The 15,305-nt window shown below is 65.3% G+C and carries 15 protein-coding genes and 1 tRNA gene; 4 read left to right on the plus strand and 12 right to left on the minus strand.

The features are described 5' to 3' along the window. Nucleotides 1-15 precede the first annotated feature (15 nt). From ACTU6V_RS12750 to ACTU6V_RS12770, 5 genes are all read right to left on the minus strand, one after another. Nucleotides 16-1,467 carry a recombinase family protein gene (locus tag ACTU6V_RS12750; RefSeq protein ID WP_443475762.1) on the minus strand — a complete coding sequence of 484 codons (1,452 nt, stop codon included), beginning with the start codon at nt 1,465-1,467 and terminating at the stop codon, nt 16-18. A gap of 9 nt (nt 1,468-1,476) precedes the next feature. Then, nucleotides 1,477-1,611: a hypothetical protein gene (locus tag ACTU6V_RS12755; RefSeq protein WP_443475763.1), complete on the minus strand. Its 135-nt coding sequence runs from the start codon at nt 1,609-1,611 to the stop codon at nt 1,477-1,479. Between the two features lie 75 nt (nt 1,612-1,686). Further along, complete coding sequence (locus ACTU6V_RS12760; RefSeq protein WP_443468904.1) at nt 1,687-2,601, minus strand: type II secretion system F family protein; 915 nt, start codon at nt 2,599-2,601, stop codon at nt 1,687-1,689. Between the two features lie 20 nt (nt 2,602-2,621). Next, nucleotides 2,622-3,482: a type II secretion system F family protein gene (locus tag ACTU6V_RS12765; protein WP_443468905.1), complete on the minus strand. Its 861-nt coding sequence runs from the start codon at nt 3,480-3,482 to the stop codon at nt 2,622-2,624. Then, nucleotides 3,479-4,621, minus strand: a complete 1,143-nt coding sequence (locus ACTU6V_RS12770; RefSeq protein ID WP_443468906.1) for a TadA family conjugal transfer-associated ATPase — start codon at nt 4,619-4,621, stop codon at nt 3,479-3,481. Before ACTU6V_RS12770 ends, ACTU6V_RS12765 begins: the two co-directional genes overlap by 4 nt. Before the next feature lie 167 nt (nt 4,622-4,788). On the opposite strand from ACTU6V_RS12770, the gene ACTU6V_RS12775 reads away from it, so the two are divergent. Then, nucleotides 4,789-4,870: transfer RNA gene (locus tag ACTU6V_RS12775), tRNA-Leu, on the plus strand. A 1-nt stretch (nt 4,871) separates the two neighbouring features. After that, a complete protein-coding gene (locus ACTU6V_RS12780; protein ID WP_443468907.1) occupies nt 4,872-5,630 on the plus strand; it encodes a DedA family protein in 759 nt (252 codons plus the stop codon). Between the two features lie 15 nt (nt 5,631-5,645). Here ACTU6V_RS12780 and ku read toward each other — a convergent pair whose 3' ends face one another. Beyond that, complete coding sequence (gene ku / locus ACTU6V_RS12785) at nt 5,646-6,452, minus strand: non-homologous end joining protein Ku (RefSeq protein WP_443468908.1); 807 nt, start codon at nt 6,450-6,452, stop codon at nt 5,646-5,648. A gap of 60 nt (nt 6,453-6,512) precedes the next feature. Here ku and ACTU6V_RS12790 point away from each other — a divergent pair, with 60 nt between their 5' ends. Beyond that, a complete protein-coding gene (locus tag ACTU6V_RS12790) occupies nt 6,513-8,858 on the plus strand; it encodes an ATP-dependent DNA ligase (RefSeq protein WP_443468909.1) in 2,346 nt (781 codons plus the stop codon). A gap of 6 nt (nt 8,859-8,864) precedes the next feature. On the opposite strand, the gene ACTU6V_RS12795 is transcribed toward ACTU6V_RS12790, so the two are convergent. The 4 genes from ACTU6V_RS12795 to murI form a co-directional block, all read right to left on the minus strand. Beyond that, complete coding sequence (locus ACTU6V_RS12795) at nt 8,865-9,776, minus strand: cation diffusion facilitator family transporter (RefSeq protein ID WP_443475764.1); 912 nt, start codon at nt 9,774-9,776, stop codon at nt 8,865-8,867. A gap of 88 nt (nt 9,777-9,864) precedes the next feature. Then, the gene (gene rdgB / locus ACTU6V_RS12800) at nt 9,865-10,458 is read right to left on the minus strand and encodes an RdgB/HAM1 family non-canonical purine NTP pyrophosphatase (protein ID WP_443468911.1); all 594 of its coding nucleotides are present in this window, start codon (nt 10,456-10,458) and stop codon (nt 9,865-9,867) included. Nucleotide 10,459: 1 nt separating this feature from the next. Further along, a complete protein-coding gene (rph, locus tag ACTU6V_RS12805) occupies nt 10,460-11,197 on the minus strand; it encodes a ribonuclease PH (RefSeq protein WP_443468912.1) in 738 nt (245 codons plus the stop codon). Continuing rightward, the gene (gene murI, locus ACTU6V_RS12810; RefSeq protein WP_443468913.1) at nt 11,190-12,077 is read right to left on the minus strand and encodes a glutamate racemase; all 888 of its coding nucleotides are present in this window, start codon (nt 12,075-12,077) and stop codon (nt 11,190-11,192) included. The genes rph and murI overlap by 8 nt, the downstream gene beginning before the upstream one ends. A 37-nt stretch (nt 12,078-12,114) precedes the next feature. Between murI and ACTU6V_RS12815 the strand changes: the two genes are divergently transcribed. Then, nucleotides 12,115-13,440, plus strand: coding sequence for a nicotinate phosphoribosyltransferase (locus ACTU6V_RS12815; RefSeq protein WP_443475765.1), 1,326 nt, complete (start codon nt 12,115-12,117; stop codon nt 13,438-13,440). 23 nt (nt 13,441-13,463) lie between these two features. On the opposite strand, the gene ACTU6V_RS12820 is transcribed toward ACTU6V_RS12815, so the two are convergent. Continuing rightward, complete coding sequence (locus tag ACTU6V_RS12820; RefSeq protein ID WP_417510677.1) at nt 13,464-13,730, minus strand: DUF3039 domain-containing protein; 267 nt, start codon at nt 13,728-13,730, stop codon at nt 13,464-13,466. Nucleotides 13,731-13,769: 39 nt separating this feature from the next. Further along, nucleotides 13,770-15,299: a phosphatidylglycerol lysyltransferase domain-containing protein gene (locus ACTU6V_RS12825; protein WP_443468915.1), complete on the minus strand. Its 1,530-nt coding sequence runs from the start codon at nt 15,297-15,299 to the stop codon at nt 13,770-13,772. Between the last annotated feature and the right edge of the window lie 6 nt (nt 15,300-15,305).

Raw genomic sequence — 15,305 nt, forward strand, 5'->3', positions numbered from 1 at the left:
TAAAGCCCAGGTCAGCTAAGCTATTTCTGTCATAGTCTCGATCTCGGCATCCAGGTCGACCCACTCTGTATGCACGCGGCGCACGTCCAGCAGCCGACGGCCCTGATCGTCACGCTTGGCACGCCCAGGGCGCCCCTTTTCGATCGTCACCCGCAGCCCGATCTCCTCGATCACACGGCGGCGGTCCAGCACGCGGAGCTTCCTCCATCGCGATGGCACCGAACGCGCCAATGCCAGATCTGTCAACGGCGACTCGCGGCGCATCGCCGCCAATCGACCTGACAGGGCATCAATTCTCTGCGTCAACTCGGTCGCCTTTGCTCGAGCGCTGCGACGGTCGAGAATGCCATCGGCCAGCAGGTCGGTGATGTCCTCACGACGCTTGCGCAGCGCAGCCATCTCATCCTGCAGCGGCGCCGTATCGGGCGCGTGGCGCAGCGCTGCGATCACTTTGCGATCCGCCAGCCGACCGAGCACCAAAGCCTCGACGAACCGCTCAGTTTCATCCGCGCCAATCGACACGCACCAATTGCTCGTGCACGCGTAAACCTGGCGGCCACGATCCGGACGCGCCAGCATGCTGCCGCCGCATACAGCGCAGCGCAGCAGACCGCTCAGCAGATGTTTGGTTGACGTCGACCACGACCCCGCGCGCTTGCGCCCGTCACGGGTCGAAATGTAGTCGCTCCAGGTGCGCTCGTCGATGATCGGCGTCCACTGCGGCTCGACATCGAACCGCGTCCCCTTGTGCTCGACAATGCCCGCGTAGCGCGGGTTCCGGAACATCTGCCGCACGCGTTCCATCGACCAAGGGCCGGTGAACGTCGGCACACCGCGATCGTTCCAATCGTTCGCGATCTCGTAGTAACTCGCTCCCGCCACGTACCGGCTGTATCCCTCACGGATAATCTCGGCCTCCGCCTCGACGATCTCGACGCGCCCATCGCGGCGCTCGTAGCCGTACGGTCGACGGCTGAACTGCCAATGGCCGTTCTCAGCACGTTGGCGGTTCGCAGCGTGCTGGCGCAGTGCCTTCTGCTCGCCTTCGTACTGCGACCACGCGGCTACTGTACGCGCGACGGCACGCCCCGCTGGCGTCGAGAGGTCCAGAGATCCAGCGGTCACCATGTGCACCGGAACCTCGAGCGAGATCACCTTCTCCAGATCGCTCGTCAAGCGCAGCAGACGATCCTGATGCCACGCGATGATCACCTCAGGGTGAGCCTTGAGCATCGCCTCGAATTCGGGCCGCACCTTCCCCTTCGTCGCTGAGATGTCGTTGTCACGGTACACGCGAGCAACGCGCAGCCCCATGCTCTTGGCGAGCGCGCGGCAGTCCTTCTCTTGGCGCTCGACACCGAGCTGTTGTCCGGTGCGGTCCTGGGAGATGCGCAGGTAGATGACGCACGTTTCCGGACCGAGCGCATCGAAGTCCGTAAGCGAGTAGCGGGATGAGTGGGCGACCATGCCTTGATATTACCCCAATAGCGTTACCACTGGCAGTCCGGCAGTCATGAGCGTGACGAGGACCCATCCGGGCACGTCACCGGCCTCGTCTTCGATGAAGGCCCATACGTGTGATCGGAACCTGTTGATACGCGCTTTGATCATGTCGATGAGTATGGTGCGTGAGCGCAATGCGCCGCAGAAGTTATCCACAGGGCCCTCGATCCGCCCCCGGATCGCTCAGCCGAGCCCAAGCCGCAGGATGAACATTCCAGGGAAAACGGCGAACAGAACTGACAGCGGCAGGATCAAGAACACCAACGGGAGCATCATCAGAATTTCTCGGCGTCCGGCCTGCTCGATCAGCACCCGCTTGGCGTCCTCGCGCGCATCGGCCGCCTGCGCGTGCAGCACTGCGGCAAGCGGCGCGCCGTGCTCGAGCGCTGCTGTCACCTGATCAACGGCACGCGACAATCCGGGCTGACGCAGACGCGTTGCCATCTCGCCGAGTGCATCCGCCAGGGGCGAACCGGTGCCCACGGCGAGCACCACCTCCCGCAGCTCCTGGGTGAGCTCGCCCGAACCGATGGCGGCGACACGGCGAAGGGCATCGAAGAATCCCTCCCCCGCCGACAAACACAGCGCAAGGAACTCGAGGGTCGTCGGCAACTCATCGCTGAGCCGTGCCAATCGTGATCTGACGCGGGAGGTGAGCACCATGTCAACGCCGATCGCACCGCCGACGCCGAGAATCACTGGAAGCACAGCTGCTGGCGGCGTCATCCGCCCCGCCACCGCGAGGACGATCACCAGAAGGCTTCCCAGGGCAAAGCCGCCGATCGCCCAGCCGAGCTGCCGGGCCCGGAACGCGCTTGGTGTCTCATCCGAGCCTGACTGCGCAAGCCTCAAAGCGAGGACCTCGCTATCGCCAACGCCACGAAGCAGCCGCGTTCGGAGGCGATGCCATCCTGACGCGGTGTCGACGGGCAAGATGCCAGCGGCCGGAAGGACTCCCGGTGGCAACGACACATCATCGACGGAATCGCGTATGTAGGGCGCGATCCGGGTCATGAGCGACGCCGCGCGCCATCGCGGCAATGCCGCCAGAACACAGATGAGGCCAGCGCCGAGCAGTCCGCCCAATAGGACCGCCATCGAAGCATCCGTCACGAGGTTCACGCGAACCACCGCCGCGGCTCTGGCAGTCGTCCGATTCGCACCATGATGCGGAATGCGATCACTGAGACGACTGCGCCGCCGACGATCACCATCACGCCTTCCGCGCTCGCATAGGCCTGGGCGCCCTCGGGCCGCAGAGCGAGAAGCGCGAGGATCACCCACGGCGCGACGACGCCCAGCACCGCTGCTCCGCGAATCCAGGACTGCTTGGCCTCGATCTCGCCGCGCAGCGCGGCATCCGCACGCACAGATGAAGACAGGGCACGAAGCACACCGGTCAGTTCGGTGCCGCCGACCTGGCGCGCCATCTTCAACGCCTCGATGATGCGATCGGCAGTCGGATCGGCCAGCGTCGTCTTGAGGCGATCTATGCTGCTCTCGAAGCGGCCAGTGGCGCGCAGATCTCGGGCGAACACCGCGAACGCGGGTCGCACAGCCGTCGGCGCTGACTCGGAGAGGCTTGCGACGGCATCGGGCAGCGAGAGGCCGACTCTGATCGCCGCGACCAGCAGATCACAGACGTCCGGCCACATCTGACGGCGTGCTCTCAGCAGTCGAAGCCTCCGCGATCGGAGGAATGCGATCGGCGCAGCACCCGCTGCGATGGCCGCCAGCGCTGCGAGCACGGGGATTCCGGTGCCGAGCCATGCGACCGCAGCCACGACAAGGGCAAGCGTCACGATGACCGCGACCACTCGATGCCGCTCGACAGCCGCGAAGCCGGCTTCATCCATAAGCCGCGTGAGCCGGTCGTCACGACGCTGCGGATGCTTCCGCTCAGACGTGCGGGGCCACAGCCACGGCGATGCGCTCAGCAGGAGCCCGGCTGCGAGCAGCGCGCCCAGAAGCAGCGTCATGTCCTCGCCTCCGCCCGGTACACCGTTCGGGTGATGATGCGACCTTCGACGACCTCTCCGGTAGGTGCGATCACCTCGGCGACGTAACGCGCACCCACCGCGTCGCGAGCGCAGTGCACGACCAATGACACCGATGCGGCGAGCGCAGGCGCGATGAACGCGCGATCGATGTTGCGCCCGGCGAGCAGCGGCAGGATCGAGAGCTTGTCAAGTGCTTCGACAGCGGAGTTCGCGTGCACAGTTCCCGCACCAGGCACACCCGTGTTCAGCGCGAGCACGAGATCGAGCGCCTCCGCATCGCGGACCTCCCCCACCACCAGTCGATCAGGTCGCATACGCAGCGCTTCTTTGACCAGACGGCGCAGGGTGATCTCCCCGGTCCCCTCCAGGCTCGCCTGACGGCCCTGCAGCGCCACAAGATCCGGGCCATCCACTGCGAGTTCGAACGTCTCCTCGACAGTGATGATCCGCTGTGCATCGGCGCAGGAAGCGAGCAATGCGCCGAGAAGGGTCGTCTTGCCCGCGTGAGTAGCCCCCGACACGATGACGCTGAGCCCGTCCCCCATCGCGCGACGCAGCATCTCGGCGACCTCGACCGGCATCGACCCCAGTTCCACCAGGGACTCCAGCGTGCGGTGGCCCGGGAGGAACTTCCTGATGTTCACAGCCCACGAGCCACGGACGACGTCCGCGATCGCGACATGCAGGCGGGAGCCGTCGGGCAGAGATGCATCGACGAAAGGCTGACTGATATCCACGCGGCGCCCGGTGGACTGCAGCATCCGCTCTACCAAGTCGCGCACCATCGCGTCTGTCAGTGCGAGCGGGAGCCGCTCCGAAACTCCTCCGCGCGCAATGAACACCCGATCAGATCCATTCAGCCAGATCTCTTCGATGCTCGGATCATCCAAAAGGGGCTGGAGTGGTCCGAGGCCGCTGATCGACGCCAGTACGTCGCGCACGCAGGCGGACTCGTCATCGATGGTCGCATCCCCACGTGAAAGCGCGAGGTCGTTGTGCCTACGCACCTCTGCCTGAGTGATCCGTCTTGCTTCATCGGGCGCGAGCGAGGGATCGGTCTGTTCGGCGCGCAGACGACGGCGAACGCGCTCGGCGACAACGAGGGAGGGGTGACTCACCCCGGCATCCTCGCAAAGATCGGCGGGCGGCCTCGAAAGTTATCCACAGACCGCCCACCGGTCTTCGTCGGATGAACGGGTCAGCGCGAAGTCGGGTTTTCCCTCCCTACGAAGACGGATGCCCCCACTTCTTCCACACCCGATCGCACCCCTAGACTGATCTCTGCGCGGGAGTGGTGAAATTGGTAGACACGCAGGATTTAGGTTCCTGTGCTCTAGGGCGTGCGGGTTCAAGTCCCGCCTTCCGCACATGCATCACATTGCGCTCATCCCGTGGCTGGACCCCGAGGTCATCATCGGCGCGGCCGGGCCATGGGCTCTGCTGGTTGTATGTTTCATCGTCTTCGCAGAGACCGGTCTTCTGGTCGGGTTCTTGTTGCCAGGCGACACGCTGCTGGTGATCGCGGGGCTGCTGACCCACACCAGCAACGTGTTCGGCGTGAACATCTGGATCGTGTCGCTGCTGATCGCCCTTGCTGCCTTCTTGGGCGGTGAGGTCGGCTACTTCATCGGCCACAAGGGTGGCCCTGCGGTGTTCGAACGCAAGGAATCGGGCCTCTTCAGTCGCAAGAACGTCGAACGCACGAATGCGTTCTTCGAGCGCTTCGGCGGAGTCACCGTGATCCTCGCGCGCTTCGTGCCGATCGTGCGCACGTTCGCGCCCGTCGCTGCGGGCGTCGGTCACATGCCGTGGAAGCGGTACAGCCTGTACAACCTCATCGGAGCCGTGCTCTGGGGCTTCGGACTGACGATGCTCGGTTACCTGATCGCATTCATCCCATGGATCGCGAAGCTGGTCACCGACTACATCGACATCATCCTGCTCGCCGCCGTCGGCGGTACCGCGCTGATCACGCTCTGGCACTACTTCTCCGAGCGTCACAAGGTCAAGAAGGCCCTCGCCTCGGGCGGCGACCCCGACACCGATGCCGACGAGGCGAAAGAGCTCACGCTCGATGCCGATGTGTTCGACCGTGCACCCGATCTCGACGGCGACGGCAAGCACTGACGCCGAAAGCTCGTCCTAACCGGCGTCCTTCTTCTTCGCACGTGATCGCTCGACGCTCGCCTTGAGCGCCTCCATCAGGTCGATGACTTCGCCGCCCTTGCCCTCTGCCTGATCTTCCGCGAAGGTCTCGGCGACATCGAACGTGTCACCGGCCTCGATCTTCGCGTCGATGAGCGTTCGGAGCTCCTTCTGATACTCGTCCACGAATGAATCGGGCTCGAAGTCACTCGAATAGCTCTCCACCAGACTGGCAGACAGCTCGAGCTCCTTCTTCGAGATCTTCACGTCCTCCTCCAATGATTCGAACACGGCCTCTCGCACCTCGTCAGCCCACAACAGGGTCTGCAGCACGAGCACGTCTCCGCGTACCCGAAGCGCAGCCAACCGCGTCTTCTGCCGCAGTGTGAAGCGGACGATCGCGGTGCGGTCGGTCTCCTCAAGCGTCCTGCGCAGCAGCACATAGGCCTTCGGGGACTTCGAGTCCGGCTCGAGGTAGTACGCCCGATCGAGCGTGAGCAGATCGACCTGGTCGCTCGGCACGAATTCGACGACGTCGATCTCTCGACTGCGCTCTGCTGGGAGGGCCTCGAGATCGTCCTTGGTGAGCACGACCATCTGCCCATCGTCTTCGTAGGCGCGGTCAATGTTCTGATACGCGATCACTTGTCCGCATACCTCGCACGTGCGCTTGTATCGGATGCGTCCGCCGTCCTCATCGTGCACCTGATGCAGCGAGACGTCGTGGTCCTCGGTGGCGGAGTACACCTTCACCGGCACGTTCACCAGCCCGAATGTCAGGGCGCCCTTCCAGATCGACCTCATGACACCAGTACACACTGTCCGCTCCACCTCTGACCAGGGGGTTGCCGTTACTCTGACGACATGCCAGGCGAGACGCAGATGGTCGAGGTCGACGGCAGACGGCTGCGCCTGACGAACCTCGACAAGGTCCTGTACCCCGAGACGGGCACGACGAAGGGCGAGGTGATCGCGTACTACACGCAGGTCGCCCCTCGGATGCTGCCGCTGCTGGCCGGTCGTCCGATCACGCGCAAGCGGTGGGTCGGGGGGGTCGGCACTGCGGATGCTCCGGAGGAGGCATTCTTCGCGAAGCAGTTGGAGCGCGGTGCGCCGGAGTGGGTGCGCCGACTGCCGATAGAGCATTCGGGCGGTGCGAAGGAATACCCTCTCGCGGCCGATGTGCCGACACTCGTGTGGATGGCGCAGGTGGCGAGCATTGAACTGCACGTGCCGCAGTGGCGGTTCGGTGCGAACGACGAACGCCAGAATCCTGACCGTCTCGTCCTCGACCTCGATCCGGGGCCGGGCGCAGACCTCGCCCAGTGCGCACTCATCGCCCGGATCACCCGAGACATCCTTCGCGATATCGGCCTCGACCCGGTACCCGTCACGAGCGGTAGCAAGGGCATCCACCTGTACTGCCATCTCGACGGACGCCAGACCAGCGATCACGCATCCGCTCTCGCCCGCGAGCTCGCCCGCTCGATCGAGACAGACCATCCGAATCTCGCCACCAGCACGATGTCGAAATCTGTGCGTGACGGCAAGGTCTTCATCGATTGGAGCCAGAACAACGGTTCCAAGACCACGATCTCGCCATACTCTCTTCGGGGCCGGGCGGTTCCGACCGCGGCTGCTCCGCGCACGTGGGATGAGCTCGACGATCCTGAGCTGCGTCAACTCCGCTTCGACGAGGTCATCGCGCGCGTCGAGGCTGGCATCGATCCTTTCGAGGGGATCGGGCCTTCGCCCGCGGATGCCGCCCTCGCCCCCTACCGGGCGAAGCGCGATGCCGCGCGCACCCCGGAGCCTGTGCCGGAGCGTGCCCTCGCCGTCGCGGCAGGGCCACTGACTCGTTTCGTCATCCAGGAGCATCACGCACGCGCGACCCATTTCGATCTGCGCATCGAGCGCGACGGGGTGCTGGTGAGCTGGGCGGTGCCCAAGGGTGTCCCGGAGTCCCCCGCTCGCAACCGCCTGGCTGTGATGACTGAGCCGCATCCGCTCGAGTACCTGACCTTCCACGGCGAGATCCCCCGCGGCGAGTACGGGGCCGGAACCATGACCATCTGGGACACCGGGACGGTTGAGCTCGAGAAATGGCGCGAGGACGAAGTCATCGGGACGTTCACGGGGTCAGGCCCCCTCGGCCGTGCTCGGCTCGCTTTGATCCGCACGGATGGTTCTGGTGAGAAGTCATCGTGGCTGCTGCACCGCATGAAGGACCCCTCCACCTCCGGCTCGCCCGGACTGATCCGCCCGATGCTCGCCGAATCAGGCACGCCGGGTCTTGCGCGCTCGCTCGCGGACCCGTGGAGCGAGATCAAGTGGGACGGCATCCGCGCCGTGGGCACCTGGCGGGATGGCCGCCTGCGCCTGCATGCCCGCAGCGGCACGGACATTTCTGAGCGCTACCCTGAACTCACCGCTGATGGCGCGCCGCACTTCGCCTCGAGCGACGCGGTCATCGACGGTGAGATCGTCGCGCTGGATGCCTCTGGACGACCGAGCTTCGGACTCCTCCAACGGCGCATGCACCTCACGAAGGCGCGCGAGATCGAGCGAGAGGTGGTGCGAACGCCGATCGCGTATCACCTGTTCGATCTGATGCGTCTCGACGGGCACGACCTCACCGGCGTTCCGCTGCGCGACCGCCGTGCTCTGCTCGAAACCCTCGCCGAGAGCGCAGAAGGCCCGATCATCGTGCCTCCCGTCTTCGACGATCTGGATACCGCGATGCAGACCAGCCGCGAGCTGGAGCTCGAGGGCGTCGTAGTGAAAGCATCCGGATCGAAGTATCGCCCCGGCATCCGCTCTGGCGACTGGCTGAAACTCAAGCACACTCGGATGCAAGAGGTCGCGATCGCCGGCATCCGTCCCGGCAACGGCAACCGTGCGGGCACGTTCGGCTCCCTGCTGGTGGGCGTTCCGGACGCGGATGGCACTCTCCGCTACGTCGGACGGGTCGGCACAGGATTCGATGACCGGATGCTGCGCGATTTGCTCACGCGTCTCACCCCGCTGCGCACTGCGGAGAATCCCTTGGATGGCGTCCCCGCGCCAGATGCGCGCGATGCGCTGTGGCTACGGCCGGAACTCGTCGGCGAAGTCGAGTTCGCCGGCTGGACATCGGAGGGATCGCTCCGTCACGCACGCTGGCGGGGTCTGCGCCCCGACAAGGACGTGGCAGACATCGTCAGGGAGTGACCACCCTCAGGCGTGCGAATCGGTGCATTCCGCTTGCCCATCGGGCTCGAGCTGGAAGGTGGAGTGCGCGACGTCGAAATGATCCGAAAGACAGCCCTGGAGCTGCTCAAGTAGCTCGCCCGCGCGTCCCTGTGCGAACACCCCCGGATTCACCCCGACGTGGGCAGTGAACACCGGCGCGCCGCGGGTCAGCTGCCACACGTGCACGTCATGCACGCTGGTGACGCCATCGAAGCCGAGCAGGTGATCGCGGATCTCGCTGACGTGGGTGTCCTTGGGCGCAGACTCCGCAAGCACCGAGAACACCTCCCGCAGGAGCGTAATAGCGCGAGGAATGATCATGACGGCGATGAACAGCGAGGCGATGGCATCCGCCGGCATCCACCCTGTCGTCACGATGATGATCGCGGCGACGATGACAGCCGCCGAGCCGATCATGTCGCCGAGGACTTCGAGATATGCGCCGCGGACGTTGATGCTGGTCTTCTGCGCTGAGCTGAGCAGCCACATCGCGATCATGTTGGCCAGCAGCCCGATCACGGCGACGACGAGCATCAGGGGACCTGCGACCTCGGTGGCGGCGGGCTCGACGAGACGCCGGACGCCCTCGATGCCGACGCTGAGCGACAGCACGATAAGGATCACCGCGTTGACCAGCGCGCCGAGGACCTCGGCACGCTGATACCCGAATGTGCGGCGGTCGTCGGCCGGGCGAGCGGCGACAGTGCTCGCGATGAGAGCGATCACGAGCGCCGAGGCATCTGTGAACATGTGCGCGGCGTCCGCCAGCAGCGCGAGTGACCCGGTGAGGATCGCGCCCGCGACCTGCACGAGCATCACCACTGCCGTGAGGCACAGCGAGATCGTCAGAAGCCGGCGGTTGCTGGCCCCTCGTATCCCTGGCGCGTGATCGTGCATACCTCCAGGCTACGAGGGAAATCTGCGCTCAGAGGCCATTTCTCCTAGTCGGTAAGGGTAACGATTCTCAGTAGCGCTTCGCCGCCGCTCACAGTGTCTTCAGCAAGGGGACGAACGCCTCAAACGCACGCGCACGATGCGACTGGGACTGTTTCTCCTCCGAAGTGAGTTCCGCTGACGTACGCTCGGCGTCCGCCGGCTGGCCATCTGGAATGAAGATCGGGTCGTATCCGAAGCCGTTCTCTCCCGCAGGCGTCGTCGCGAGGCGCCCTGGCCACACGCCTTCGACCGTGTGCTCGGCACCCGAAGGCGTCACCAGCGCGATCGTCGAGACGAACTGCGCAGTGCGATGCGGGTCTGCGATATCGGCGAGCTGATCGAGCAGCAGCTCAAGATTCGCCGTGGCGTCCTTCTTCTGCCCGGACCAGTACGCAGAGAAGATACCGGGCGAGCCACCCAGCACATCCACACAGATGCCAGAATCGTCGGCGAACGCCGCAAGCCCGGTATGCGCGGCGGCCGCACGCGCCTTGATCAACGCGTTCTCCGCAAATGTCACACCATCTTCGACGGGTTCTGGCCCGTCGTAGGCGACAACTTCCAGATCGGGCCGCGTCATCGCGACGATCTGCTGGAACTCAGCGACCTTGTGCGCGTTGTGCGTGGCGAGAACGACCTTCATCTCACTCCCCTGCGAGAGCTGCGAGCTGGTGTTCCTTCAGCGTGGCGCAGCCTGCGACACCGAGCTCAAGAAGCGCATCAAGCTCGCGCTTGTCGAACGGCGCCCCTTCGGCAGTGCCCTGCACCTCGACGAACAGACCGCGACCCGTGACGACGATGTTCATGTCAGTCTCTGCACGAACGTCTTCGACATAGGGCAGGTCGAGCATGGGCTCGCCATCGATGATCCCGACCGAGATGGCAGCGACGGAGTCGATCAACGGCTGAGACTTCTGCCCGATGAACTTCTTATTGCGGCCCCACTCGATCGCATCGGCGAGTGCGACATAAGCACCCGTGATCGCGGCGGTGCGGGTTCCGCCGTCTGCCTGCAGCACGTCGCAGTCGATGACGATGGTGTTCTCGCCCAGCGCCTTGGTGTCGACGACAGCACGCAGCGCGCGACCGATCAGGCGCGAGATCTCGTGCGTGCGTCCACCGATCTTGCCCTTGACGCTCTCGCGGTCGTTTCGGCTGTTGGTGGCCCGCGGCAGCATCGCATACTCGGCGGTGACCCAGCCCTTGCCCTTGCCGGTCAGCCAACGCGGGACGCCGTTGGTGAACGATGCCGTGCAGAGCACCTTCGTGCCACCGAAGCTGATCAGCGCGGAGCCCTCAGCGTTCGCGCTCCAGCCGCGCTCGATGGTGATCTCGCGGAGCTGGTCGGTTGAGCGGCCATCCGCGCGGACGATGTCAGACATGAGTTTCCTTCGGGTCGGTGTTACCGGCCTGTGCCGGGTCAGAGAGTTCGGCCAGCTCAGAGAGATCAGGCAGTGTGATCACGCCCGTCTGGACGTGCTGCACATCGCGCACTTCAGCACCCATGAGACGGTTCGCAAGCGCGGTGAACTCCGCGGTGGATTCTCCCGTCGCCTCATACTTGTAGGTCGCAGTGGCCTGGTGAGGCGCGAGCAGATCGCCACGCACGAGCTGGCGGTAGACGTCACCTGCAGTCTCATCGTCGCTGGAGACCAGCGCCACACCGTCGCCCATCACGTAGCTGATCGCACCACGCAGGAACGGGTAGTGGGTGCACCCGAGCACGAGCGTGTCGACACCCGCCTCGCGAAGCGGAGCGAGATACTCCTCGGCGACCGCGATCACCTCGGCCGTATCGGTGACTCCCGCCTCGACGAACTCGACGAATCGCGGGCAGGCCGCAGTGAAGACCTCTAGATGCGGATTGACCTCAAGCATGTCCTGGTACGCGCGTGAGGCGATCGTGCCGACGGTTCCGATGACGCCGATCCGGCCCTTGCGCGTGGTCGAGACAGCACGGCGCACGGCGGGCCCGATGACCTCGACGACAGGGACGTCATAGCGCTCGCGCGCGTCGCGCAGCATGGCAGAGGATGCCGTGTTGCAGGCGATCACGAGCATCTTCACACCCTGGTCGACAAGAGTGTCGAGCACCTCGAGCGAATAGCGACGCACGTCTGCGATCGCCTTGGGCCCGTACGGCGAATGCAGAGTGTCGCCGATGTAGACGAAGGATTCGCGTGGGAGCTGGGCACGGATCGCCCGTGCCACGGTGAGACCTCCGACACCGGAGTCGAAGATGCCGATCGGTGCCGCGTTCATGACTCACCAGCCTACCGTCACTCATTAGGCTGAGCGCATGACCTCGTCGACGGCGCTGCTTACTGACCGCTATGAACTCACGATGCTGGGTGCGGCGCTGCGTGACGGCACCGCCACCCGGCCGAGCGTCTTCGAGCTGTTCGCGCGACGTCTTTCCGGGGGACGCCGCTTCGGCGTGGTGGCCGGAACCGGACGTCTGCTTTCGCTGCTGCGCGACTTCCGCTTCGGAGATGATGAGCTGCGCTACCTGAGCGATCACAAGGTCGTGGACGCTCAGACGCTGAAGTACCTCGAGAACTACCGCTTCACCGGAACGATCCGCGGGTACCGCGAGGGCGAACTGTATTTCCCTGGCTCCCCCATCCTCACGGTCGAGGGTTCCTTCGCTGATGCTGTCGTCCTCGAGACGATCGCGCTCAGCGTCATGAACCACGACTCCGCGATCGCGACGGCCGCGTCGCGGATGAGCATCGCCGCGGGCGAACGTCCGCTCGCGGAGATGGGCTCGCGCCGCGCCGCCGAGATGTCAGCGGTGGCTGCGGCCCGCGCCGCGTACATCGCGGGCTTCGGTGCGACGAGCAACCTCGAGGCGGGCCGGCAGTGGGCGATCCCGACGATGGGCACCGCCGCACACTCGTGGACGCTCCTGCATGACTCCGAGGAAGACGCATTCCGTGCGCAGGTCGACAGCCTCGGCAGCGGCACCACGCTTCTCGTGGACACCTACGACATCGCTGAGGGAGTACGCACCGCGATCCGCGTCGCCGGTACGCAACTCGGTGGCGTGCGCCTCGACTCCGGCGACCTTCCGACAGTCGCCGCAGCAGTGCGCGATCAGCTCGATGAGCTGGGAGCGACCACCACGAAGATCACCGTGACCAGCGACCTCGACGAGTACGCGATCGCTGCCCTGGCAGCATCCCCCGTCGATTTCTACGGTGTCGGCACTTCGGTCGTCACCGGTTCCGGGTACCCCACGGCGGGAATGGTCTACAAGCTCGTCGCACGGCAGGATGCCTCAGGAAGCTGGATCCCGGTCGCGAAGGCATCGACCGACAAGGGCTCGAAAGGTGGCCGCAAGGCGGCCTTCCGCACGCTGCTCGAGGGCGTCGCCACTGCCGAGACCATCGTCGTCTCCGACGGCTTCGAAGAGCTCAGTTCCGCCGCAGAGCACCCTGACTCACGAAGCCTGCACGTCGCTCTGGTCGATGGCGGCGAGATCGATGCCTCGTTCGAAGGCGCTTCTGGCACAGCATCCGCTCGTGCGCACCATCTTCTGGTGCGCGAAGAACTGCCGGTGCGTGCTCTCGCGCTCAGCAAGTCGGATCCTGCGATCCCGACGGTGTTCCGCGATCAGGACTGACGGTCCCTGAGCCCGTCGAACGGTCAGCCGACCATCGATTCGTAGATCTCTTTGCAGGTCGGGCAGATCGGGAACTTCTCCGGGTCGCGACCCGGCGTCCACTTCTTGCCGCACAGTGCGCGCACCGGCTTGCCGGAGATCGCCGACTCGAGGATCTTGTCTTTCTTCACATAGTGAGAGAAGCGCTCATGGTCTCCCGGCTCGAGATTCTCTTCTTTGAGAAGTTCTTCCAGTTCGCGATCAAGCGTTGCCACGCCGCCCTGATCGGGGCTGTCCAGCGGAGTACTCATGCGCAGAGTCTACCGGCCGAGGGCGCTCCTCGGGCGGAGTCACGCGGTCTCGACGAACTCCATGAGACGCTCGCCGCCGCGGTCGAAGATACGACCACCCACGATCGCACCGAGCGCGAGCACGACGACTCCCGTCCCGATGCCTACCCAGAAAGTGGCGGGGTTGTAAGCGTCATCGGTGATCACGGTCATGATGAACAGCCAGATGGTCGGCGCGCTCACCGCGATCGCGGCGATGAATGCGATGGCGGGGGCGTATCCGCCACGGGATGCCGAACGCTGGGGCTGCTGGAACGGGCTGTCCCCCGGGCGCGACACCGCATAGGGCGAAGTCACCGAGAGGATGCTGGACAAGCCGAGCCCCGACAGGAACAGACACGCGGCGAGCCCGATCATCGGCATGAGCAGATACCAGCTCTCGATCGGCGCCAGCGTCAGCGGTATCGCGATCGCCAGCACCGGGATCGCCACCAGAGAGATCGGAATGACACGGCCCAGTCGGTCCGAGACACCGCGCACGCCGCTGGCCACATGAATCCACAGCGCCGTCGAGTCGTAGGCGACGTCGTTGTGCGGAAGCCAGCCGAAGAAGAGCGCCATCACCGGCACCGGCACGAGAGCTGCGATGTACAGAGGCACACCCGCCACGAGCAGCGGGAACACAGTCAGCACGCCGGCGATCGGCACGATGACGAAGTTCACGATGTAGCGCCGATCGCGCAGCCAGTACACCAGGCTGCGCGCAGCGATGGCGCCGAAGGCATTCGACGGCAGCAGCGCGAACCAGCCGAGCCCCGCCCGCTCCCGTGAAGTCGCAGGGCGATCCGTCGAGGTGAGCAGACGCCGCACGAGCCACGTCCACCACGCCCACAGCCCTCCGAGCGTGACGAGCGCGATGATCCCGCTCAGCCATGCTGCCGAGCCGTCCCCCGCCGCAATGGCCAGCCCGAAGCTCGGAACCGCCGCGAGGGGCGTGTATCCGACCGCGTCAGTGAGGGCAGCCACCGCGACGGGCACCTGACCGTCCCACTCGAAGGAGCCGAGGAAGATCGCGACAGGGAAGGCGATAACCACGACAGCAAGCACGAAGAGGGCGCTGAGTTCGCGAGAGCGGCGCTCCGGGAGCAGCAAGGCGCTCATCGCCATCCCGATACGCGCGGCGATGGCCGAGGAGACGACACCGAGAACACACACCAGCACGGCGACCGGCCAGGGCGTTCCGAGCGCGATCAGCACGATAGCCACGCACACCGCGACAGCGATCAGCGCGAACGACGGCACGCTCACGAGCGATGCGACGGCAAGCATCCACGGCATGTGCCGCACATCGACCCCGAATATCGCGAAGCGTCGCGGGTCGAGCTGGTCGGCGGCACCGGTCAACACAGGTCCGACCAGAAATCCGAGCAGAATCGCCGCTGCGGCCAGCACGACGACGGTTCTCGCCACCGGCAGCGGGGCCGAGGCCAGGCTCACCAGGGCGATGCACACCGTGACGGTCGCCGCGATGACGATGAGCGGCCGCAAAACGGTGCGCACCACATGTTCGCCGCGGAGAGCGCCGAACATCAGCGC

Origin of the sequence: Microbacterium zouquanmingi, from assembly GCF_052266675.1 — a bacterium.
Taxonomy (GTDB): domain Bacteria; phylum Actinomycetota; class Actinomycetes; order Actinomycetales; family Microbacteriaceae; genus Microbacterium.